The following is a 23395-nucleotide window of genomic DNA, read 5'->3' as shown; positions in this document are numbered from 1 at the left end:
AGTAACTTGTTAAAATCGTAAAATTTTGAAGCTATGAAGAAAACAATCAAAAGAACCTTACTTGCCCTGACCATCATTTTAGGAAGTGTTATTACTGGAAATGCTCAGGAGATAGGAGTTCGTTTCGGAGATGTTTCCGGAGGAAATGTAGCTATCGACGGAATTTTTAGTACCGGAAAATTTAGCCGCATCCATGGCGACATTTCTTTTGGCGATGGTATGGGAGTTGATCTGATCTGGGATTTTATATATCGTCCCCTTGCGGACGAAGCATTTAACTGGTATTTGGGAGTGGGCCCGTATGCCGTTTTTGATGATCCTTTCTGGTTGGGAGCAGCCGGAGAAATTGGTCTGGAATACCGCTTTAATTCGATCCCGGTTTCTTTAAGTATCGACTGGAGGCCTGAGTTAAGTATCGTGGAAAAAACAGATTTTCATCCCGGAGGTTTTGGAATCAACCTAAGATATGTTATTGGTCGCTAAGTAGACTAACAGATAACGAAAAGCGCCTGGCCGGCGCTTTTTTTCTGAAAGTCAAATATTAAAAATATCCAATTCTCAATTTTGAATGTAAAATATTCAACAAAATCCTGAAAATTGGATATTGGGAATTCTACATTGGGTGTTCTGCATTATAAATTGAAAACAAATCCCCGATAGAAGTAAAAATCTTTACTTTCATATCTGCTGGTGATTCCTGAGAATCATGATTGTTTTATGCCTGTAACTCGTCGTAGTTTTCTCCCTTTTCAGCATCTTTCATTTTAAAATACCGCCGAAGCAACACCTTTTTCAGGTCGCGCACAATTACCTGGTGTGCAATAATTTCAAGATGATTGTAATGCGGCAATTCCTGTTCGGCCTTTCTAATCTCGCGATCGGTAATATCGACCTGGTACAAAACCGACAACAACAAATCATAATTCCGTTCCACCAGCGTGGCAATCTGATTAATCAGCTGATGATGCAACTCTTCATATGCATTATCAGTGTTGCCTGAAAAGGTAATCTCCACGCCAAACATTCCAAAGTCTTTCATGATTTGCTCGGCTGTTTGTTGTACAATTTCGGCCCTGTTCAAAAGAACATCCACATTTTTATTGGTTACCTGAGGAAAATCCATGTGTCGATTTTTTCTCAAAGATACTATTTATGCATTACCCCGATTCCCTACCCGATCTATTCTCCTCTTTGTATGAACGAAACATTCTAAATAAACTCAATACAGGTGCTACAAACCAATGAGATTAAATAAATTATCGTCAATTTTTATTTGGATCAGCTATTTAAAAGTACAGCGACAGCGATTTTTATATACATTCGATTGTCTTTTTCGTTCTATAAAAAAAGGAATTCATGTCGAAGCATAAAAAATCAAACGAAGGATACAGAACACTGACCCTGGGAGAAGAAATCTTCAACGGTATTACGCACGGAATCGGCACCTTGCTGAGCATAGCCGCCCTGGTCCTTTTAGTGGTTTACGCTGCTACAAAAGGAACAGCCTGGCATGTTGTTAGCTTTAGTATTTTCGGATCGACACTGGTGCTGCTTTACCTGGCGTCGACACTTTACCACAGCTTTACCAAAGAAAAAGTTAAAAACATTTTTGTACGCTTCGATCATGCGGCTATTTTTCTGTTAATTGCCGGAACCTACACTCCGTTTGTTTTGACAACCATTCGCGGAGCGCTTGGCTGGACTTTGTTTGGCATTATTTGGGCGCTGGCCATTGCCGGTGTTGTTATCCGCTCGATTTACCTCACCCGTTTTAAAAACCTGATGGTTGGTATTTACGTGGCTATGGGCTGGTTATTTCTGATGGCAATCGTTCCGATGGTCAGAAATCTTTCGACTTCAAGCATTGTTTTTCTGTTTGTAGGCGGCGGATGTTACTCGGTAGGCGTTATTTTTTATGCCTGGCGCAACCTGAAATACGGTCACGGAATATGGCACCTCTTTGTACTGGCCGGAAGCATTATGCATTTCTTCTCGGTTTTGTATAGTCTGAATTAAAAGTCAATCCGGGAATTCAAGTGTAGTTTGGGGGTTAACCTTCTATATTTAACTACATTACTTTCAAGAATTTCTCATAAGCCAGATCCCAGTCCAAACGCTCGGTTGGCAAATACTCCTGTGGTTCAAACGAGTTTTTGACAATCTTTCTTATTTCTTTTAGCGAAGAAACTTCTCCCAGCGCTTTTGCCTGAATCATCAGGTTACCGATGGCTGTTGCCTCTGTTGGTCCCGCCAGAACCGGAATTCGTATAGCATCGGCTGTAAGCTGGCTCAACATCTCATTACGTGCTCCTCCCCCGATAATATGTAACTTCTCGATTTTATTTCCGGTTACCGACTCTATCTGACGAAGGGTGTATTTGTATTTCAACACCAGGCTGTCGTAGATACAACGTGCCACTTCACCTTTCGATTCGGGAACAGGCTGTCCGGTTTTCTTACAAAACTCCTGAATTGCCTTGGGCATATTTCCGGGATTCAAAAACATCGGATCGTCGGGATTAATCAAACACTTGAAATGTTCGGTTTCCTGGCACATATCTACAATCTCCTGCCATTCCATTTCCTTTTCTTCGTCCCAGATACGTTTGCATTCCTGTATCAGCCACATTCCCATAATATTTTTCAGGAAACGTGTAGTTCCGTCGACACCTCCTTCGTTGGTAAAATTCATTTTCAGGGTCTCCTCCGAAACCAATGGTGTTGGACTTTCAACTCCAAGTAACGACCATGTACCCGAGCTTAAATACGCCCAGTTTCCTTCTTCGGCCGGAACCGATACAATAGCTGAAGCAGTATCGTGCGCAGCTACTGCGATACAGGGAATTTCAGCACTTCCGGTATCTTCCTGAATTTCGTTCAGGATCTTACCAACCACTTCTCCGGGCTGAACTATCTCTCCGAGTATATCCGACGAAATTCCACAGGCCTGCACCAGTTTTTCTTCCCATTCGGCTTTTCCGGGTTTTAGCATTTGTGATGTACTGGCAATGGTATACTCAATTTTCTTTTTCCCGGTAAACAAATAATTCAAAGTATCGGGTGTAAACAGCAAACCGGTTGCCACCTTTAGTCGCGAATGCTGCTCTTTTTGAGAAGCAAAAAGCTGAAAGAGCGTATTAAACTGCATAAACTGGATACCCGATAAAGCATAGGTTTCCTGTTTCGGCATCACCTTAAAAAACTCTTCCATAATATTGTCGGTGCGGTGATCGCGATAAGCAAAAGGCAAGCCGATCAGTTGCCCCGATGCTGAAATCAGAGAATAATCAACTCCCCAGGTATCGATACCAATGGAATCGGGCTGAATTTTATATTCGTTGATACACTTTTTAAGCCCCGTTTTCAACTCATCAAACAAACTGTAAATATTCCAGTAGTAGCTACCGTGAATACGAATCATTTGATTTTTAAAACGATGAATTTCCAGAAGTTCGAGGTTTCCTTCTTCCAATGTTCCCAGTATTGCTCTCCCACTCGATGCTCCGAGGTCAAAGGCTAAAAAATGTTTTTTGCTCATAACAGATCAGGTTCAAATTATCTGCAACAAAATAAGCATTTCTCGGCATTCGGGGTATCCTGTGGTATCTTGATTGAGGCCCCAAAAGCAGTTATTCATTGATAAATATTTCTCAGGGGATTGACTGATATATGATTTATCCCGATTTTTGTTCGCAATAACTCACCTTAAATATTCATAATGAAATCACTTACACGCATTACGCTAATTATCCTGTTATCGTTTGGAATGAGCCAAGTTGCCAACGCGCAAAAATTTCTTGATAAGCTAAAAGATAAGGCTCAGAAAAAGATTGAAAACCGCCTGGAAGAAAAAATGGATCAAAAAATGGATGAAAGCCTTGACAAAGTTGAAGAATCCATTAGTTCGGATGACGAAGAAGATAACCGTGGCGACTCATCCACCGAAAAACGACAGCAAGCCTATATGCAAAACCTGTTAAAAGGTGCGGGTTTATCGGGAACGCCGGTACCTTACAACACCAGCTATGCTTTTCCATACCTGATTCAAATGCACATTGAATCGTATGAAAAGGGAAAAGACAAATCCTCTTCCAGCGAGTTCCTGACACTTCTGGATCCCACAACCAAAAATGTATCCTATGAAGCCATTTCGGGCGATATAAGTGAAAAGACTTCAGGACAGTTTATCATCGACTCGGAAAATGGTGCCATGATTGTATTAAACAGCGAAGAAAAAACGGGAATTGTTTACGGGATCAGCTCTTTCTTTGAATCGATTGGCGAAAACTATCCTGAAAATGAGGAAGAAACCGAGACAACAGATAATTATCTTGTAAATCCCAATGTGAAAAAAACGGGCAAAACAAAGACAATTGCCGGGTATGAATGCGAACAGTATACATTCAACGATGAAGAAACCGATGCAGAAATCTGGATCACCAATGACCTGAAAGTGAGCACACAGGATTTCTTTAGTACTTTGTTCAAGACCAGCTTGTACTCGAATGGATTAATGGCGGGTCGCTACATTATGGAATCAAAATCGACGGATAAAGAAACAGGAGATACCAGTTTTATGACCGTAACACAAGTTGACACCAATTCCGGAAAAAAAATAAGCTTCTCTGATTACCAGATTACCAATCTTGGATCGTTTACCCTTCCGCAGGAAGAAGACAAAAACTAAAACGGATTACAAAAGACAAAGAGGGTGTCCCAAAAGTTGGTAAATCAGGTTCTCGCAAAGAGGCAAAAGAAGCGCAAAGCTCGCAGGGTGCACATTATCAGTTTCTGTTTTTGCGCTCTTTGAGTAAAGTTTTGCGGACTTTGCGTGAACTATATTTTGGGACACCCTCTTAATTATCCGTGTTTTTCTGATAAATATCGTTCGGCATCGATGGCAGCCATGCACCCCGAACCGGCTGCTGTAACAGCTTGTCTGTATACCGGATCCTGCACGTCGCCACAGGCAAATACTCCGGGCACCTTTGTTTTTGAAGTTCCAGGAACCGTTTTTATATAACCTACTTCATCTGTGTCGAGATAAGGCTTGAATATATCTGAATTGGGTTTATGCCCGATCGCCAGGAAAAAACCATCTATTTTTATGGTTACTTCTTCCTCATCCTGCTCACCTAGGTTCTTCACCAGTGTTGCTCCTTCAACCACTCCATTTCCGAATAATCCTTTGGTTTGATGTTTCCAAAGAATTTCAATATTCGGAGTTTTCATTGCACGTTCAGCCATCACCTTCGATGCGCGAAGTTCATCACGACGAACAATCAGGTAAACTTTATTACAAAGCCCGGCCAGGTACATTGCTTCTTCAGCGGCAGTATCTCCTCCCCCAACAACGGCCACATCTTTACCTCTGTAGAAAAATCCGTCGCAGGTAGCACAGGCAGAAACACCGCCACCGGCATATTTTTTCTCATCTTCCAAACCAAGGTATTTAGCAGTTGCTCCGGTTGCAATAATCACCGTTTCAGCTTCGATCAACTTCGTTTCGTCGATCCATACTTTGTGAACATCGCCGGAGAAATCAACTTCGGTAGCCATTCCCCAACGTACATCGGTACCAAAACGCTGCGCCTGTTTTTTCAGGTCTTCCATCATCACCGGCCCTGTAACTCCCTCGGGATAACCGGGGTAATTTTCGACCTCTGTGGTTGTTGTCAACTGTCCTCCGGGTTGAAGTCCTTCGTACATCACCGGAGAAAGATTAGCTCTTGCTGCATAGATGGCAGCGGTATAACCGGCAGGTCCCGAACCTATGATCAGGCATTTCACGCGTTCTGCGTCAACAGGTTCATTCCCTTTTTTACCGGTATTTTCGTTGATATCAAGTGGTTTAAACATTGTCCTATATTTTTAGCGCTTAAAAATACAAAACAAAGCCATTCTGACCCAATAAAATTTATCGATTCTAAACATATGCGATCAATGAATTCTATTCGATCTTTTTTTTCCGAGAAAATAAAAAAAGGCTTTGTAAAAATGAATTGTAGCGTTACATTTGCACCCACAAGTTTCGGGATGTAGCGCAGCCTGGTAGCGCACTCGTCTGGGGGGCGAGGGGTCGCAAGTTCAAATCTTGTCATCCCGACATAAAATTAGAGGAGTTAGTGCACATACTAACTCCTTTTTATTTTGTGGTTGAAGCATAGTTGAAACAATCTTTCTGAAAACACCTTTTCAATAAACTCATCATTCAGATCATCCTTCAGACAACAATTAAATGCGGTGTGATTTTGAATAAGCTGTTCTGTTACCCAATATCCTTCGGATGGGAAAGTTGTTGGAGTTTAGTGTTATGAGAGAAAATTTGTCTCAACAAAAACTACTGGAGATTTTAACCTCCGAAATTGAGATGCTGCAGCAAACAACTAAAAACATTAAGGAGGTTGCTCCTGAAATTGCCCGGCAACTGCATAATCTTAAAACCACCCAATTGAAATATGATATAAACACCGAAAAGCTGGAACAGCTTCTGGAGGATCACAAGCGGGAGCTGAAAAAAAGTGTGGTTATTCCGAGGAGGTTTCTGGTTTTGGTCGGAGTGATTATTATCTGGTTGGTTATTCAGATCATTTGGATGTAAGCATCTGTTTATGTGAAGATTGTAGTTTTGCAAAGGAACATTTATAAGGGGAAAAACAAAAAATCAAAGATTACGTAATTTTAATAGCTTACTTTTAACAAGTTAAGACAACCTTTTATTGAAGTTATACATCAAAAATATGGTTTGTATTCGCTGCCAGATGGTGGTGAAGGCCGAACTAGAGAAACTCGACCTGCAATACGTTTATGTTAAAATTGGGGAAGCTGATATTATTGGATATGTAAGTCAGGAACAGTTGGAGAACCTGAAAGTCGATTTAAAAAAGGCAGGGTTGGTATTAATGGACAATAAAAAAAGTGTACTTGTTGAAAAAATCAAAAGTGCAATAATTGAATTAGTGCATTATACTGATGATCAGATAAAGGTTAATCTCTCTGACTATCTGAGCGAAAAACTCAATTACGATTATACATATCTTGCCAATCTTTTTTCGGAAGTGAAAGGCATTACCATTGAAAAGTTTTACCTGACTCACAAAATTGAAAGGGTAAAAGAACTAATTGTTTATGATGAGCTGAATCTTTCAGAAATCGCTTTCAAAATGCACTACAGCAGTGTGGCCCATCTTTCCAATCAGTTTAAAAAATACACAGGACTTACCCCTACTCATTTCAAAAAACTGAAAAACAAACGTCGCGACACACTTGAAGATGTGTGAATAATGTAAATATTCTTCAGAATTGTATAACATTTTTTTTGCCCAAACTTCGAAATTTACCTTGTAATTCATCGGTTTAATTGCTTTCTGAGAAAAAGGACTGCATAGCTATGGGTTCCAAACTATTCAGAGAAATAAAAAAATGAAAGTCTTATTAATTTATCCAAAATGCCCCGATTCTTTCTGGAGTTTTAATCATGCGCTGAAATTTATTTCGAAAAAAGCTGCAGTTCCACCGCTTGGTTTAATTACAGTGTCGGCAATGTTGCCCGATATGTGGGAGAAAAAACTGGTGGATTTGAATATTTCTCCGCTTCGTACAAGCGATATTCTGTGGGCCGATTATGTTTTTATCAGCGCCATGTATATCCAAAAAGAATCAGTAAACAAGGTAATTGCCGAAAGCAAAAAATGGGGAAAGAAAATAGTCGCAGGTGGTCCGCTTTTCACCCAGGAATATGCAAATTATCCGGATGTTGATCATTTTATTTTAAATGAGGCAGAGATAACCATGCCCCTTTTCCTGGCCGATTTTGAGGCAGAACAACCGCAACGGGTTTATGCTACAGCAGAATATGCTGATCTTTCTCAAACGCCGGTTCCTGATTTCCATTTGTTATCGGTTAAAGACTATGCTTTTATGAATATCCAGGTTACACGTGGATGCCCGTTTGCCTGCAGTTTTTGTGAAATAACTTCACTTTTGGGGCATAAAATGAGGATGAAAAGTACATCTCAGATAATTAACGAGCTGAATGTTTTATACAATACGATTAAATGGCGCGGCGCAGTCTCAATTGTCGATGATAATTTTATTGGCAATATAAAAGAAATAAAAAACAACCTGCTTCCGGAAATAAAAAAATGGATGCAAAGCCATAAATATCCTTTTAATTTTAGTATCCAGAGTTCGATAAATCTTGCCGATGATAAGGAGCTTATTTCGCAACTGATTGATGCCGGTTTTAATGCTGCATTTATTGGTATTGAAACACCCGATGAATTATCTCTTCAGGCATGTAATAAAGTTCAGAATAAAAACAGGGACCTGATTCAAAGTGTCAAAAAAATTCAGCAAGCCGGAATACAGGTGTCGGGAGGTTTTATTGTCGGGTTCGACAGCGATACTCCGTCGGTTTTCCAGCGTCAAATCGATTTTATTCAGCAAAGTGGAATTGTTTCAGCTATGGTAGGATTATTGAATGCTCCCAAAAACACAAAACTATATCGTCAGATGGAAGCAGAAAACAGGTTAACCATTGAAGCTACCGGGAATAATACCGATTCATCGATGAATTTTATTCCTAAAATGAATTACAATGAGCTTCAGAACGGTTATAGAAACATAATTAACAATATTTACTCGGTAAAGCCCTATTACAAGAGGGTTCGACAGTTTTTGCTGAATTATAATCGTTCAGCAAGAACACAAACCCAAATAAGATTCTCCCTGGTTGTGGCATTAATAAAATCGATTTATGTCATCGGGTTCCTTAATAAAGGCAGAACCGAATATTGGAAATTTCTCATTTGGACCCTTATCCACAAACCAAAGCTTTTGGTTGATGCTTTAACATATACGGTTTACGGGTATCATTTCAGAACGGTTTACGGACTGCGCCCTATAACGGAATAAAGCAGCAAAATGTGTGAATGATGTAAATTTTAACATCAATTGTGTAACACTTTCAAAATTGGGCAGGAGTATCTTTGATTTAACTTTCATATAGGAGACTATTGAAAATGAAAGAAATAGAAAAATCAAAAATCCATATCCTCATCGAAATTATTGAATATGTGCCCAACTCGGTGGTGAGCAAAACCATTATACGCAAAACCACCGGAAATATAAGCGTTGTTGCCATCGACACCGGCGAGGCGCTGGCTGAAAAAATTTCTCCGTTCGACACATTTATTCAGATAATTGAAGGAACAGCTGAAGTAGTGATTGATGATCAGCCAAACATACTTCATGTGGGGCAAGGAATTATTATTCCTGCTCACAGTTCGAATACGGTGCGGGCGAACGGTCGGTTCAAAATGATTTCAACCGTGATTAAAAGCGGGTATGAAGGAACTACAATTTAAAACATCGTAAATACATAAATCATGGTAAAAGCAAAAGAAGGCAAAGAGAGAAAAAGCGAGAAAAAGGAAGCTGTTATGAACCTCAAAGAAAAAAGAGCAGCAAAAGCGGCAAAAAAAGCCGGCAGGAGCGATTCAAGTATTACTTAGAGTTTCGTCTTCTTAAATTTCATAAAATAATTTAGACGGGGAACAGCCGTTAAACGGATTCGCCGAAAACCGAACAGAGTAGGCATGAACAAACTAAAAAATAGAACAATGACAACAATTGTAGCTCGACACAAGGTAGGTGACTTTAACACTTGGCTTAAAGGACACAAAGACCGGGAAGAGGTTTTTGCACCTGCAATCTCCGGTTTCAAAACATTTAGAGATGCTAATGATCCCAATTCTATTGCATTGGTAATTGAAGTAACCGACATGGAAAAATTACAGTCGATTATTGACGATCCTGCAAATGCCGAACTGCAAAAAAAGCATACAGTGTTAAGGCCAATTATGATTTCATTGCCTGTCGATATTTAGTTCGTATAAAAAACAGAAAGCAGAAGAGGTTAAACATGGAAAACAAATTTAAAGAAGGCGAAGTAGTGCGGGCAAAAGTTAATCCAAATCAAAATCTGATTGTCAGGCGCTATGTCGACCGAATATACTACTGTATGATACAGGAAAAGCCCGGACATAAAGATTTGGTCTATTTCGAACGGGAACTCTTCCCACTCGACCCCAAAAACATAGGCTTTTTAGCATCCTTAAATGTAATCATCAATAAATGAAGATCACCTATATTGCAACTTATCCGCCACGCGAATGTGGTATCGGAACCTTCACAAACAACTTGTTCAAATCGATGTTAATGCACGACGGACAAAATGAGAACGAGCATGAAGGCTTTGTAGTAGCGATAAATGATAATGATCTTACCTATAAATACCCGAAAGAAGTTAAGCTTATTATCAGGCAGGATCACCAGGAAGATTATTTAAAAGCGGTGAAACACATTAACCTTAGTGGTGCCGATATTTGTATCCTGCAGCACGAATTTGGCATTTATGGCGGGCAAAGCGGAGTTTACATTCTCCCCTTGCTTCACCGCCTTGAGATTCCGCTTGTTGTTACACTCCACACCATACTCAAAGCGCCATCGTACAACGAAAAAGCGATATTGAAAGAAATATGCAAAATGGCTCATAAAATCGTCGTGATGAGCCATAAAGCAATTGATTTTCTGGTAAATATTTACGACGTTCCGAAGGAAAAAATTGCATTAATCGAGCACGGTGTACCGGATATTCATTTCAGTCCTGAAAAATCGAGGAAAGAATTTAAACTTGAAAACAAAAAGGTACTCTTAACCTTTGGTTTTATCGGCCGAAGTAAGGGAATTGAAACGGTAATTAAAGCTTTGCCCGAAGTGGTTAAAAAATATCCCGAGCTGATTTATATCGTTTTGGGGAAAACACATCCGAATGTATTGCGTCATTCCGGAGAAGAATACCGGATTTTTCTTTTGCGTTTGGTGAAAAACCTGCACCTTGAAAATCACGTTGTTTTTTTGAATGAATTTATTGACGAACAGGATTTGTTCAAATATTTATATGCCTGCGATATTTACATTACGCCATATTTAAACGAAGCCCAGATTACCAGCGGAACGCTTTCGTATGCGGTTGGTGTTGGTGCTGCTGTATTGTCGACACCATACTGGCATGCTGCAGAATTACTGGCACACGAAAGAGGCAGGTTGTTCAATTTTAATGATTCGGAAGAACTGGCTGAGACACTTGTTGAACTCTTTGACGACCCTGAAGAACTTAAGAAACTGAAGCAAAATGCCGGTGAATATGGCAAAGAGATTACCTGGCCAAAGAGCGGTGAAAAATACCTGGCCCTTTCCGAAAAAGTTGTGAAGAAAGGGCTTCCCGTTCCTGCGCACAAAGAAACCGAACCCGATTTGCTCATTCTTCCCCCCTTTTCGCTGGCTCACATTAATCGCCTGACTGATGATACTGGCATCATTCAACATGCCAAGTTTGGTATCCCAAACCTAAAAGAAGGGTATTGTCTGGATGATAATTCGCGTGCCTTGCTGATGGTTTTAATGGCGTACAAGCGAATGAAGGATGCACGTGCGCTTGAGTTGTCGCCGATTTACCTAAGTTACATTCATTATATGCAAAACTCTGACGGAACATTCCGGAACTTCCTGAGTTTTAATCGCAATTTTCTGGATGAAGTTGGCTCCGAAGATTCATTTGGGAGGACAATCTGGGCCCTGGGTTATTTGCTCGGAAATGCACCCAACGATGCGTATTATCAAACGGGAAGGCTTATTTTTTTCAATGCAGCTCCCAACTTTGAAAGTTTAAAATCGATCAGGGGAATTGCCAATACAATGATCGGAATTTGCTATTACCTGAGAAGTAACCCGTCTGACGATTCGATGACCGAAAGATTGAGAAACCTCGCGAATGTTTTAATCAAACATTACGAAGAAAACCTGTCTCCGGGTTGGCATTGGTTTGAATCTTTACTCGCCTACGACAATGGAATTCTTCCTTTGGCCTTGTTACATTCAGCCAAAATATTGAATGATGACAAAATTACGCAAACTGCTATCGATTCGATGAACTTTCTTACAGAGCATACTTTAAATGACAATTACCTTTCGATTATCGGCAACGAAAAATGGTACAAAAAGGAAGGTGAGCGCTCGCTGTTTGCTCAGCAACCCATTGATGCAATGGCGATGGTTTTAATGTACCAAGAAGCATATTTTGTAACAAAAAACAAGGATTATCTCAATAAACTGTACACCTCCTTTTTATGGTTTCTGGGTGAAAATGATCTGAGGATGAGTTTATATGATTTCGAAACCAAAGGATGTTGCGATGGTTTTGAAAGTTATGGCGTAAACCGGAACCAGGGCGCAGAAAGTTCGCTCGCTTACTTAATTTCGCATTTAACCGTATTGCAGGCCTACGAAGAGTTTCACCGGTCGGATTTAAAACTGGTATAAAAAAATCCCGCAAAAAAGCGGGACAGAATTATAAGTGATTGTAATATTTTAAACTAAGCCAGTTTAACATTCACTGCATTTAATCCTTTTTTTCCTTCTTCCAAATCAAAAGTTACTTCGTCATTTTCTCCAACATTATCTTTCAATCCTGATGAATGCACAAAATATTCCTTCGATGAATTGGCGTCTTTAATGAATCCAAAACCTTTGGATTCATTGAAAAACTTTACTGTTCCTTTGTTCATTGTATTAAATTATTAATTGTATGCAAGTTACGTAAGATTAACGAATTTGCACCCTTTATTACATGAAAGATTGATAAATTAACCATTGGGTTTTGTGGCATTGTTTAAAAGAATAGCTTCGATCGTATTGGTTAAGGTTAATCCAAATCTTCTTTTTTGGGATGTTCCAGTTGGTACTCATTAAGGAGCGAATTCAGTGACTCGTAATATGATTTTAAATGATTAAGCGTTATTTCCGGTTCATTTTCTGATGGAATAGTCACGGGCATTTCTTTTAAGTATTCCGACAGCTCGGGATACTTTTCCAAAATTGTCATCGAAATTCGCAGGATTTCTGAGTTAAGTTCTTTTTCCGATTTCATAGCTGTTTTCATTTGATGATTAGAATGCTTCTTTAATAAACGAACTTTTAAATTTTTGTGACCCATTACTACATTTTGGATCAACTAAGTTATGAACCATACTTCCTGTAGTTGTTATATGACTTTTACGAAAATTTACAAGATTCTCACATTTGCATTAATTCTGTCAAAACGTAATTCCTAAATCAATGGTCATAATTCGGTAGGGCCGATCATTTTTTCCGGTACAACCCATTCATCGAATTGTTGTTCGGTTAAAAGGCCCAATTCCAAAGCCGCTTTCTTCAGGTTTGTATTATCGGCATAAGCTTTTTTAGCAATTTTAGCTGCATTATCATAGCCGATATGCGGGTTTAATGCGGTTACCAACATCAACGAATTGGTAAGATTTTCTTTAATCCGTTCCAAATTAGGTTCTATTCCGGAAACACAATGATCGTTAAATGATTTGCAGGCATCAGCAAGAAGTGTAGCCGATTGCAAAAGAGAACTTATCATGACCGGTTTAAAAACATTAAGTTCAAAATGCCCGTTTGAACCTGCAAAAGAAATGGTGGTGTCATTTCCCAGAATCCGGGCACAAACCATTGTCAATGCTTCAATTTGAGTTGGATTAACCTTACCGGGCATAATCGATGAACCGGGCTCGTTTGCCGGAATAGTAATCTCTGCTATCCCGGAACGTGGTCCTGAAGCCAGCATCCGTATATCGTTGGTAATTTTCATTAAACTAACCGCCAGTTGTTTAATGGCACCATGAGTTTCCACTATTGCATCATTTGCTGCCAACGATTCAAACTTATTTTCAGCAGTTACAAAAGGCAGGTTTGTTAATTGGGCAATGGTGGCTGCAACTTCTACATCAAAACCTTGAGGCGTATTCAAACCCGTTCCAACAGCGCTTCCACCCATAGCTAATTCCGAAAGATGAGGCAAAGTATTTTTCAAGGCTTTAACTCCGTGTTTCAACTGAGACACATAACCCGAAAATACCTGGCCAAGAGAAATCGGGGTTGCGTCCATAAAATGAGTGCGTCCGATTTTAACAATTTTGGCGAATTCAAGTGATTTTTTATTCAGGGTATTTATGAGCAATTCAACTTGGGGAATGGTATATCCAACAATTTTTTGGCAGGCTGCAATATGCATCGCAGTAGGAAATGTATCATTGGAAGATTGCGACATGTTCACATCATCATTTGGATGAATCAGTGTTTTCCCTTCGCCTAATTTGTTGCCAAGCAACACATGCGCCCGGTTTGCAATAACCTCATTACAATTCATATTGGTGTGCGTTCCAGAGCCCGTTTGCCAGATAACCAACGGAAATTGATCATCGAGTTTGCCCCTTGTAATTTCATCGCAAACCTGAATAATCAGATTCATTTTGTCGGTTGACAATAATCCAAATTTGTTGTTGGTGATTGCTGCCGCCTTCTTCAAATATCCAAAAGCATGAATAATTTCGATGGGCATTGATGCGGATGGACCAATGCGAAAATTCATTAATGACCGTTGAGTTTGTGCCCCCCAATATTTGTTGGCAGGAACCTGCACTTTACCTAAAGTATCTGTTTCAGTTCTAAATTGCATGATATCATTTTTTAGTCGGTAATTTGAATTTTCTTTTCCAGTTTACTTGAAACTCAGACCTTGACAACCAACACTTAAATCACTTACTAAAAACAACTTACAACACATACTTGTTCGACATCTATGCTTACGTTCGGAATTCAGAAAACCGAAGTAAAGAGTCAAGTGTTCATTAAGACATTTATTCACAAAACTTCGGACTTCGGAATCCCGTCTCCAAGCTTTATGTATTTTATACTTGTTGAGATTAAATTTGATACGATGGATTACAGAATTTTAACCATATAACTCTAAAATAAATAAGAACGTAAAGCTCGTACTAACACTCAAATAATGATGTTTATATCAGGATTTACTTTGCTTTTTTGTTGGGATAATCAATACCGGAATCGTCGTATTTTGTAACACTTTCTCTGTAACGCTCCCCATGGTTGTGTTTTCAAACCATTTGCGGCTATGCGAGCCCATTACAATTACATCCGCACTAATTTGATTTGCTGCATTTAAAATAGCCTCGGCACAATCGCCCTCTACCAACAGCGTTTGGATACGATTATCTCCAAGATAAAGTTTTGACTTATCTAGAAATTGCTGAGATAATTCTTTTAATCCCGAAGTTTTTCCCGATAACTCTTCGCTAATATCCAAACGACCGGCAAACCCCATAACCTTAACATGTTCAGCTAACTTATAGTCCTGCGTATTTACCAATACATGCAATAATGTAATTTCAGCTTTCATCGTTTTGGCAAAAGAAAAACCTGTTTTTGCAATCTTTTGGGCACTCGGATCATAGTCCAATGCAATCAATACTTTCTTCATTTTTTCATGTTGATATTTTTTCTTTTTCTCCCGTCATTACCCGTAAGTAATTATTTCAAAAAACTTTTCCTGGAAATTATTTTTCCATTTGCTTTCGCTCCAGTGGCACAATTCCGGCCATCTCTCCAATAATGTTTACCAACTCGGATCCGGTTGGAATGACAATTTTGGCGTTGCTTCCAAGTGACGCTTCAAGCGCTTCCAGCTTTCGTAGAAGCTGTGCATTTCCAATAAAATATTTATCGGCGGCTTCGTTTACCAGTTTTATAGCTTCGGCTTCCCCTTCGGCATGTAAAATTTTCGACTGTTTGTAACCTTCTGCTTCTTTAATTTTTGCACGTTTTACGCCATCGGCCACTGTTTCAGCTGCAGTGGCAGAATCAATGGCTGCTATTTTTTCATTCTCTGCTTTTACCACTTTATTCATGGTTTCTTGCACATCTCTTGGCGGATCGATCTCTTTCAATTCGGTACGTACAATTTCAATTCCCCAATTTTGTGTTTCTTCATGAAGGGTTTTGTATAAACCGGAGTTAATTTTACCTCGTTCGCTGTTTGCTGATTTTAGCGTGAGCGTACCAATAATATTACGAAGCGTTGTCCTAGCCAGGTTTACTATCTGCCATTGGTAATTATTTACATTGTAGATAGAACCTTTTACACTTTCTTCATCCGACTTTACCCTAAAATAAACCTGTGCATCAACACTGGCGTTCAGGTTGTCGTTGGTTATAATTTCCTGTGGTTCGGCATCTACCATTTGCTCGGTCACATTTACCAGAAACAAACGATCGATAACGGGAATGATCCAGTGAAATCCGGGAGTAGCAAGACTGCGATATTTTCCAAGTCGCTCAATTAAACCCCGATGTGTCGGTCTAACAATTCGAATGCCCAACAGCAAAAAAATTACCACAGGAACAATTAAATACAAGTAGTTCATTTTAATAGTTTTATTTTATTATTCAACTAGTTCCAATTAGGAAGAATAATCAAATGAATCGATCACATCGATTAAGTCCTTTTTGGTTTTACCCAATTTGGTAGAAATATTTTGTAACAAATCCTCTCTTGATACTCGTCCCCAATTCAAATCGGAGTCACTTAGTTCAGGATACATATTTCTGAGTTTATCTTTAATATATCTCCACTGGTTCATGTCAAATTTTGTTTCCATGATATTATTCTAGTCTTTTAATGTTTTTGATATTCTTTTATTGAAAAAAATACGAAGCAGTATAATAATTCCGGCTATCGGAATAAGTAGATGAATAATTCGTGGAGGGTTATTAAAGCCGTAAACCACAACACCCCACAAAACAAAAAGTAAACCTGCAATAATATATGTTGAATATTTCATCTCATTTTAATTTAAATTTCTCAAAGGCAAGTACCTCATTCCATCGTTTTTCTAATGGTATTATGTAGAATTCGTAAGCTCATTTCGATGTAGCTTGTTCCTGTATAATACTGAGTTTCCCGTCTGCTGACAGACATTTACCCGTTTCATGACTTTTATATTTTCAAATCCTGCTACAGATTCTCATACTCTAAATAAAATTACAGGAAACCACAATAAAAAGTGTTACACGATTCTGCATGAGAGTTACATCATTCACACATTTAATTGTTAGCATAACAGATACAAGCTTGGTTGCCGATTAATTCATAAATTTGAACAACTAACGGGGGAATTAAAAAATCTAAGATTTATTATTTGGACACTAACAATAAAAATACGGTTCCAAATTCCGGCAGATTCTGGTTTGCCCTCGATAATGCTGCGAAAATATACCCGGCTATTATCAACGAAAATAATACTGCTGTTTTCAGGATGACGGCCATATTGAAAAAACCTGTTAAAATAAAACCGTTTCGAAAGGCAGTTTTGCAGGCTGAAAAACGGTTCCCGTTTTTCAGGGTTCAACTTCAGGAAGGTTTTTTCTGGTATTATCTCGAGCATCTTCCGCAACACATTCCCGTTGAGTTCGATAAGCAACCCTTGTGCAGAAAATTTCAAAAAGGAAGTTTGTTAATTCGAATACTGGTAAAGGAAAACAATATCAGCCTTGAATGCTCGCACATTTTAACAGATGGCGCCGGGGCACTTGAGTTTTTCAAAACTATCCTCATCCTTTATTCGGCTGAATGCGGTGCTGAAACCCCTGCTGAATATCGGATTAGGGATAAAGATCATAAGACTTCGGAAGAGGAATACGAAGATGCCTACAACCGCTATTTTAAGGCAGAAATTCCGCCAATGGTGAAACGATCGAAGGCCTTTCACCTACCTTACTCGTTAAAGTCGCGACCCCGTTTCATCCGGCGTTACGCAATTGTTCCGCTGAAGCAAATAAAGGAGATTGCCCAAATTAAAGGTGTAAGTATAACCGTCTATCTAACTTCGGTCTATATGTATATCTTACAGGAAATCTATGAAGATCTGAATGGCTTCAGTAAATATAAGAAACAAAAAAGGATTCGTGTGCAGGTTCCTTTAAACTTGCGAAGCATTTTTCCGTCGAAAACCATGCGGAATTTTTCGTTGTTTGTGTTGCCTGAAATTGATTTGCGTTTGGGCCATTATTCTTTTGATGAAATAGTTAAAACAGTGTATCACCAGATGAAGCTTGAAACGGATGAAAAGTTGATCAATAAAAATATAGCGAGAAATGTGGGAAGCGAAAGAAAACTGTTTATCAGGGGGATACCCTTATTTATTAAAAGTTTGATCCTGCGAATGAAATACTACTCGCTGGGCACAAGCCAGTACAGCGGGGTACTTACCAACCTCGGGAAAATAGATTTACCTGATGAAACCGCCCAATTGATCGATTATTTTGTAATAACACCACCACCGCCCAATAAAATGCTGAAAATTAATTGTGGCGTAGTCGGGTTTGGCGATATCCTAACGTTGAGTTTTGGCAACATTACACTTTCGGAGGAATTTGAAGAAAAGTTTCTGCAATTTTTGCGTCAACAAGAAGTTTCGGTTGAATTAAAAACTAATTAATTGAAGGTTATGGTACAATGTCCGAATTGCGGGGTAGAAACCGAAGAAAATGCTATTTTTTGCTCATTATGTGGAGAACCGCTACTTGATATTATCACTGATAACAAGACTTTCATAAGATCGGGGAAACAACGGAGAGAAGAAAAACGGCTCACAGAATACCACCAGTTAACCGGCCGTCAAAAAAGGATAATTTTTTGGCAAATATTAGGACTGATTCTCATTTCTGCTATAATCATCACATTGCTTATTGATTTTATTGGAAATAAAAGCATCACATGGTCGAGATACCCCGCCACCGTATGTCTTGTTTTATTTGTCAATTTTACTTTAAACACATTTTTACACAAAAAAATCGTACTCGCGGGCGGCCTCAGTTTTTTGTCGGCAGCTGGCCTTTTTATGCTGTTCGATGTTTATGCCGGCGGCACCGCTTGGGAGATAAAGCTGGGAATTCCTATCATATTGGCAGCATACTTAACTGTTTTTCTTTTGATATTTTTTATCCGTAAAGCAAAGCAGAAAGGGCTGAATATTATCGCTTATTCAATGATTGCAGCAGGGTTGCTATGTATTTGCATCGAAGGAATCGTATCCGTTTATGCACGGGGCTCAATGCTTTTTGGATGGAGCCTGATTGTGATGGTGTCCTTTTTGTTTGTTAGCTTACCTTTGTTCTATATTCACTACCGCTTGAAAAAGGCAACCGATCTGAAACGCTTTTTTCATATCTGAAATTTCATAAAACCGTCCACAGTTCATTCCATAAATCCCTGCCCAACACGAAAAACAAAAGCAAACTGGCCACCCATCCGTGGTAAAGTGCCAAAGCCCAAAGATTTCTCCACTTAAAAAAAGCAAATGCAAACACCAATTCCATTAAAAAAGCAAAAACCATTAACGGGAGACTGGGGTAATGAACCAAGGCAAATAACGCAGAGGTCAGCAGGATAATCTGAGTTTTACTACGTTTTATTGTGCTGATGGACACTAAATTTCCGGCAATCAGCGACAGCATTAAAAACTGCTGAATCAATCCCCACACCGGATAAAAAATAAAAACGGGAATGACATGCCAGTTAAGAAAGACTGCATTGTGAGTAAGGCCATACCAAACGATGGCTGCACTCATCAGTAAAGCAAAAGGTGTAAGAAAAAGAAATGATTGTTTAAAATTATTTCTACGAAAGCCCCAATGCTGAAGAATTTGTCGGTTCTTCCGGTATCTTTTGTAAATATATACCGACCAGAAAATGCATGCAACACCAATATAAAATGCCCGCAGGTTTAACCAGTCCATAAAAACATGTTTTAGCAAACCGGTTGCGACTACTGCTGCAATCTCAAAGCCCCTTTGTTTGTCAGTTTCTGTAGAATTACTCATTTTTTTATGAGCTTTTCAATTCATTTAAAAGTTCGTGTAAATTAACTGTGGCATACGTGCTCGCATAATCAGACATTGCATAAGGTATAATCAGTTCACCATTATGAATAATCGAACCACAGGAATAAACCACATTGGGTACATATCCTTCACGTTCTTCGGCATTGGGCATCAGCAAAGGAGATTTCAAACGGCCAATCTCTTTTTCCGGATTTTGAAGATCGAACAACGATGCCCCAAGCGCATATTCGCGCATCGGGCCCACCCCATGGGTGATCACCAGCCAGCCTTCATCTGTTTCAATGGGCGAGCCGCAATTTCCTACCTGGATAAACTCCCAAGGAAATTTAGGTTGTTGCAGCAATTTTGCGTTGCGCCAAACTGAAATATTATCTGAAAAAGCAATGTAATTATTGAATCCATCCAACCTGCAAAGCATGGCATATTTTCCATTCACTTTTCGCGGAAAAAGCGCCATCCCTTTGTTTTGGGCAATTTCGCCGTGAAGTGGTAAGATTCTGAAGTGGTAAAAATTAGTAGTATCGAGCATTTTGGGCATTACAGAGGTGCCGTCATAGGCTGTATAAGTCGCATAATAGCTTATCTCGCCGTTATCGTCAACAAATTTTACGAAACGTGCATCTTCAATTCCATTTTTTTCGTTTAACGAAACCGGAAAAATTACCCGCTCTGAAATGTTGGTGTCCAGCGAAAAGTCCAGTTCGTAATGCGACGAGGCCAACCAGATAATTTGATTAAACAGGGCTTCTTTTTCAGCAGTAAGATGCAACGATTTTCGAGCGTCTTTTATACAATCGCGCAATTCGCCATAGGTAAACGTATTGTTTAATTTGTCGAGAATCAAGCCGGAGGGGATAATTGCATGCACATCTTTCATTTCGTTTAGTTTCCTTTTAAAAGACTTCTTTTCATACACATACCGCCTGATATGCTCCGCCTCTTCCAGCATTTTCCCAACCGGTTCAATGGAAAGATTATTGTTTTTATCCAGTACTCCCGTTCTGAAAACGATGGACGAAATATGTCCTTCGCCGGTAGCCCTGAAACTTATAATCACTCTTTTCTCATTCGGGCCGGTCTCCGACTGATCGGGATGTTCTACAATGGAGGGATTAAAAAATGCTGCCGATTCAATCGAATACTCCATGGTAAAATAGGAGCCGATAAGGATTTTTGTGGAAGTGTTAAGTGAATCAGGGCCAACATTTAATTTTTCGAGTAGGTGAGCGATCTTATTAAAATGCTTTTCAAATATTTTAGAGATATTTCTATGCCGTAGCGAGTAATCTCTCAACACAGGATTTAATATCTGCATTACCGAATTCTCAGACATTCCAATTACAGAGCGAATAGTATTTAGCGCCCTTTCATCTCCAGTGTAAAGAAACCGTGCAATTACCCTGGAAGCATCGGGGCAAAATTTGATACCTTTTCTGTTTACAGCTACCTGCATATGTCTTCATATTGATGTTCTTAAAGGTAATGCTTAAAGTGGATTTATTGCAATCGTAAATTACAAGCTCAGCATACGAAATAAGTTTTAAGATGAATGTATGATACGGTAATCAAGTCCTTAGTAATATCGTGTAAATCCCCAAAGTCCTTTTTTTCGTGTTCCACTGCTCACAACATCGATCTTCATTGCTGTAATGTCGTCGTTTAAGCATGACCAACCTTATATTGTCAATCAACAAAGGCGGGGCGAATAAAAGGATCCGTTAAATACAAATCAAGTTTAATACATTCATCCGCTGAATTTCCAATAACGTATCATTTACCCATTGCAACCGGTTCTTCATTTGAATCAACATATTGGAAATTATTTTTGAGATAACAAGTAGCTGAATCGGAATCCTTCTACATACTCCATCACTTACTCCTTTTAATTCAACTTGGTGCGATTGCGAGTTCCTTGATAGTTGTAAGGTTTCTGCAAAACTGCAATTTCAAATGAACCACAATCGTATCGTCAGCGCCACTATTTTACACTAAACCTAATCTTTGACAAAAGAAAATCGTCACCCCAACAATTTACATTGCGGAGTGACGATAGCTACAACTAAATCTTGCTTTGTTTATTTTTTCCAGAGATTCTCCATCTCTTCCAGTGTTTTATTTTTGGTTTCCGGAACCATTTTCCATACAAAAATCAATGACAGGACACTCATGGCTCCGTAGAACCAGTAGGTGCCGCCGCTGCTGAATTCCATCATCGCAGGGTAGGTAGATGAGATGAAGTAATTCGCGGCCCATTGTGCCGCTACTGCAACAGCCACTGCTTTTCCCCTGATTTTGTTGGGAAATAGTTCTGAAATCAGAACCCAGCAGATTGGTCCCCACGACATCATAAATGAAGCCGTGTAAATAATTATAAAAACCAGGGTGCTGATCCCGATTATTTTAAGGAAAGCCAAAGCTCCGATTGCGAACATTCCGATGGCCATACCAACAGAACCAACCATTAAGAGCGGTTTGCGTCCCCACTTGTCAACGGTTGCAATGGCGACTACCGTAAAAATTACATTTACAATCCCCATTACCACAGTTTGCATCATTGAAGCATCTTTTGCGGCTCCCATGCTTTCGAAAATGCGGGGAGCATAGTAAAGCGCCACGTTGATTCCTACAAATTGCTGAAAAACAGATAAGAGTATGCCAACAATTATAACAATTTTTCCATACGAAAAAAGTTTGGCAGAAGAACGTTCAACACTGTTTTTAATCTCCGCAAATATTTCTTTTGCACGTGCTGCTCCGTTAATCTTAGTGAGGATTTCCAACGCTTTATCGTCCTTGTTGTTTAAGGCCAGATATCGTGGAGTTTCGGGAACAAAAAACAAAAGTATTCCAAATAAACCTGCGGGAATAGCTTCCGAAATGAACATGTACCTCCAGCCTGTAGAATTAATCCATTCCAGCGATTTACCATTGGCGATCCCCCAGTTCACAAAATAAACCACGAGCATACCGAAAATAATGGCAAATTGGTTAAGCGATACCAGTCTCCCTCTAATATCGGCAGGTGCAATCTCGCCAATATACATCGGACTTATAGCGGAGGCTAGCCCTACTCCAATCCCACCTATAACACGGTAAAAGTTGAACATATACAAAAGACCAAGTGTTGGTTCTCCCTTTTGAAAGAACAGGAACTCGGGACTACCCGAGCCCAGTGCTGATACAAAAAATAGAATAGCAGCCAAAAACAAGGTTCTTTTCCTTCCAAGTCGCGAAGCAAGAAGTCCGGAGATACTTCCACCAATAATACATCCGATAAGTGCGCTTGAAATGGTTGCACCGTGTGCCAGTGAATTTAATCCAAGACTATTGATCAGATAAGCCTGAATTGATTTATCGGCTCCGGAAATTACAGCGGTATCGTAGCCAAATAAAAGGCCACCCAAGGTGGCCACTAAGGTTATTACTGTAATGTAAAAAATATTTCTTTCTTTCATTAGATATACCAGTTGATCAATTGCTCAATCAATTCCTGTTTGCCACTGATCTGTGCGGGTTCTCCCAGTTCTGCTGCTGCATTGTACAATGCTTCCAGGTCAAGTTTCCCCGA

At 39.4% G+C, this 23395-nt stretch carries 26 protein-coding genes and 1 tRNA gene; 14 read left to right on the top strand and 13 right to left on the bottom strand.

The genetic code is table 11. The features are described from left to right. The first annotated feature begins 33 nt into the window (after positions 1–33). The gene (locus tag MR764_RS12615) at positions 34–483 is read left to right on the top strand and encodes a hypothetical protein (protein WP_247979781.1); all 450 of its coding nucleotides are present in this window, start codon (positions 34–36) and stop codon (positions 481–483) included. 232 nt (positions 484–715) lie between these two features. Here MR764_RS12615 and MR764_RS12610 read toward each other — a convergent pair whose 3' ends face one another. Continuing rightward, positions 716–1123, bottom strand: coding sequence for a hypothetical protein (locus MR764_RS12610; RefSeq protein ID WP_247979780.1), 408 nt, complete (start codon positions 1121–1123; stop codon positions 716–718). Between the two features lie 233 nt (positions 1124–1356). On the opposite strand from MR764_RS12610, the gene MR764_RS12605 reads away from it, so the two are divergent. Further along, positions 1357–2016, top strand: coding sequence for a hemolysin III family protein (locus MR764_RS12605; protein ID WP_247979779.1), 660 nt, complete (start codon positions 1357–1359; stop codon positions 2014–2016). A gap of 52 nt (positions 2017–2068) precedes the next feature. On the opposite strand, the gene rhaB is transcribed toward MR764_RS12605, so the two are convergent. Beyond that, a complete protein-coding gene (gene rhaB / locus MR764_RS12600; protein ID WP_247979778.1) occupies positions 2069–3538 on the bottom strand; it encodes a rhamnulokinase in 1470 nt (489 codons plus the stop codon). A gap of 180 nt (positions 3539–3718) precedes the next feature. Between rhaB and MR764_RS12595 the strand changes: the two genes are divergently transcribed. Further along, a complete protein-coding gene (locus MR764_RS12595) occupies positions 3719–4687 on the top strand; it encodes a DUF4412 domain-containing protein (protein ID WP_247979777.1) in 969 nt (322 codons plus the stop codon). A gap of 173 nt (positions 4688–4860) precedes the next feature. Here the strand turns inward: MR764_RS12595 and trxB are convergent, their stop codons facing one another. Further along, positions 4861–5859, bottom strand: a complete 999-nt coding sequence (gene trxB / locus MR764_RS12590; RefSeq protein ID WP_247979776.1) for a thioredoxin-disulfide reductase — start codon at positions 5857–5859, stop codon at positions 4861–4863. A 173-nt stretch (positions 5860–6032) separates the two neighbouring features. On the opposite strand from trxB, the gene MR764_RS12585 reads away from it, so the two are divergent. The 9 genes from MR764_RS12585 to MR764_RS12550 all read left to right on the top strand — a co-directional run bounded on the left by MR764_RS12585 (position 6033) and on the right by MR764_RS12550 (position 12384). Beyond that, positions 6033–6106 (top strand) — tRNA-Pro (locus MR764_RS12585). A 180-nt stretch (positions 6107–6286) separates the two neighbouring features. After that, positions 6287–6601: a hypothetical protein gene (locus MR764_RS12580; protein ID WP_247979775.1), complete on the top strand. Its 315-nt coding sequence runs from the start codon at positions 6287–6289 to the stop codon at positions 6599–6601. 118 nt (positions 6602–6719) lie between these two features. Beyond that, complete coding sequence (locus MR764_RS12575; RefSeq protein WP_247979774.1) at positions 6720–7280, top strand: helix-turn-helix domain-containing protein; 561 nt, start codon at positions 6720–6722, stop codon at positions 7278–7280. 142 nt (positions 7281–7422) lie between these two features. Next, positions 7423–8916 carry a B12-binding domain-containing radical SAM protein gene (locus MR764_RS12570; RefSeq protein WP_247979773.1) on the top strand — a complete coding sequence of 498 codons (1494 nt, stop codon included), beginning with the start codon at positions 7423–7425 and terminating at the stop codon, positions 8914–8916. Positions 8917–9023: 107 nt separating this feature from the next. Further along, the gene (locus MR764_RS12565) at positions 9024–9368 is read left to right on the top strand and encodes a cupin domain-containing protein (protein WP_247979772.1); all 345 of its coding nucleotides are present in this window, start codon (positions 9024–9026) and stop codon (positions 9366–9368) included. A gap of 21 nt (positions 9369–9389) precedes the next feature. Then, positions 9390–9515: a hypothetical protein gene (locus tag MR764_RS20275; RefSeq protein WP_282189219.1), complete on the top strand. Its 126-nt coding sequence runs from the start codon at positions 9390–9392 to the stop codon at positions 9513–9515. A gap of 108 nt (positions 9516–9623) precedes the next feature. Beyond that, positions 9624–9890: a hypothetical protein gene (locus MR764_RS12560; RefSeq protein ID WP_247979771.1), complete on the top strand. Its 267-nt coding sequence runs from the start codon at positions 9624–9626 to the stop codon at positions 9888–9890. 35 nt (positions 9891–9925) lie between these two features. Continuing rightward, positions 9926–10141: a hypothetical protein gene (locus MR764_RS12555; RefSeq protein ID WP_247979770.1), complete on the top strand. Its 216-nt coding sequence runs from the start codon at positions 9926–9928 to the stop codon at positions 10139–10141. Next, on the top strand, positions 10138–12384 hold the full coding sequence (locus MR764_RS12550) for a glycosyltransferase family 4 protein (RefSeq protein ID WP_247979769.1): 2247 nt from the start codon (positions 10138–10140) through the stop codon (positions 12382–12384). Before MR764_RS12555 ends, MR764_RS12550 begins: the two co-directional genes overlap by 4 nt. 53 nt (positions 12385–12437) lie before the next feature. On the opposite strand, the gene MR764_RS12545 is transcribed toward MR764_RS12550, so the two are convergent. The 7 genes from MR764_RS12545 to MR764_RS12515 all read right to left on the bottom strand — a co-directional run bounded on the left by MR764_RS12545 (position 12438) and on the right by MR764_RS12515 (position 16766). Further along, complete coding sequence (locus tag MR764_RS12545) at positions 12438–12629, bottom strand: cold shock domain-containing protein (protein ID WP_247979768.1); 192 nt, start codon at positions 12627–12629, stop codon at positions 12438–12440. A gap of 137 nt (positions 12630–12766) precedes the next feature. Further along, positions 12767–12991 carry a hypothetical protein gene (locus tag MR764_RS12540; RefSeq protein WP_247979767.1) on the bottom strand — a complete coding sequence of 75 codons (225 nt, stop codon included), beginning with the start codon at positions 12989–12991 and terminating at the stop codon, positions 12767–12769. A 192-nt stretch (positions 12992–13183) separates the two neighbouring features. Further along, complete coding sequence (gene fumC, locus MR764_RS12535) at positions 13184–14584, bottom strand: class II fumarate hydratase (protein WP_247979766.1); 1401 nt, start codon at positions 14582–14584, stop codon at positions 13184–13186. A gap of 345 nt (positions 14585–14929) precedes the next feature. After that, positions 14930–15406, bottom strand: coding sequence for a universal stress protein (locus tag MR764_RS12530; protein ID WP_247979765.1), 477 nt, complete (start codon positions 15404–15406; stop codon positions 14930–14932). A 76-nt stretch (positions 15407–15482) separates the two neighbouring features. Further along, a complete protein-coding gene (locus MR764_RS12525; protein ID WP_247979764.1) occupies positions 15483–16349 on the bottom strand; it encodes an SPFH domain-containing protein in 867 nt (288 codons plus the stop codon). 36 nt (positions 16350–16385) lie between these two features. After that, positions 16386–16583 (bottom strand): hypothetical protein, encoded by a 198-nt coding sequence (locus MR764_RS12520; RefSeq protein WP_247979763.1) that lies wholly within the window; start codon positions 16581–16583, stop codon positions 16386–16388. A gap of 9 nt (positions 16584–16592) precedes the next feature. Next, positions 16593–16766, bottom strand: coding sequence for a hypothetical protein (locus MR764_RS12515; RefSeq protein WP_247979762.1), 174 nt, complete (start codon positions 16764–16766; stop codon positions 16593–16595). Positions 16767–17123: 357 nt separating this feature from the next. Between MR764_RS12515 and MR764_RS12510 the strand changes: the two genes are divergently transcribed. Continuing rightward, positions 17124–18422, top strand: a complete 1299-nt coding sequence (locus MR764_RS12510) for a hypothetical protein (RefSeq protein ID WP_247979761.1) — start codon at positions 17124–17126, stop codon at positions 18420–18422. A 9-nt stretch (positions 18423–18431) separates the two neighbouring features. Beyond that, positions 18432–19157, top strand: coding sequence for a DUF6320 domain-containing protein (locus tag MR764_RS12505; protein ID WP_247979896.1), 726 nt, complete (start codon positions 18432–18434; stop codon positions 19155–19157). Positions 19158–19161: 4 nt separating this feature from the next. Here the strand turns inward: MR764_RS12505 and MR764_RS12500 are convergent, their stop codons facing one another. The 3 genes from MR764_RS12500 to xylE all read right to left on the bottom strand — a co-directional run bounded on the left by MR764_RS12500 (position 19162) and on the right by xylE (position 23282). Beyond that, positions 19162–19806: a CPBP family intramembrane glutamic endopeptidase gene (locus MR764_RS12500; RefSeq protein ID WP_247979760.1), complete on the bottom strand. Its 645-nt coding sequence runs from the start codon at positions 19804–19806 to the stop codon at positions 19162–19164. A 4-nt stretch (positions 19807–19810) separates the two neighbouring features. Further along, complete coding sequence (locus MR764_RS12495) at positions 19811–21280, bottom strand: glycoside hydrolase family 130 protein (RefSeq protein WP_247979759.1); 1470 nt, start codon at positions 21278–21280, stop codon at positions 19811–19813. A 622-nt stretch (positions 21281–21902) separates the two neighbouring features. Further along, positions 21903–23282: a D-xylose transporter XylE gene (gene xylE, locus MR764_RS12490; protein ID WP_247979758.1), complete on the bottom strand. Its 1380-nt coding sequence runs from the start codon at positions 23280–23282 to the stop codon at positions 21903–21905. Positions 23283–23395 lie beyond the last annotated feature (113 nt).

It is taken from the genome of Maribellus sp. YY47, from assembly GCF_023111095.1.
In the GTDB taxonomy this organism is placed as follows: domain Bacteria; phylum Bacteroidota; class Bacteroidia; order Bacteroidales; family Prolixibacteraceae; genus Draconibacterium.
The sequence above is the reverse complement of the archived record's forward strand: the minus strand, read 5'-3'. Positions and strand labels throughout refer to the sequence as shown.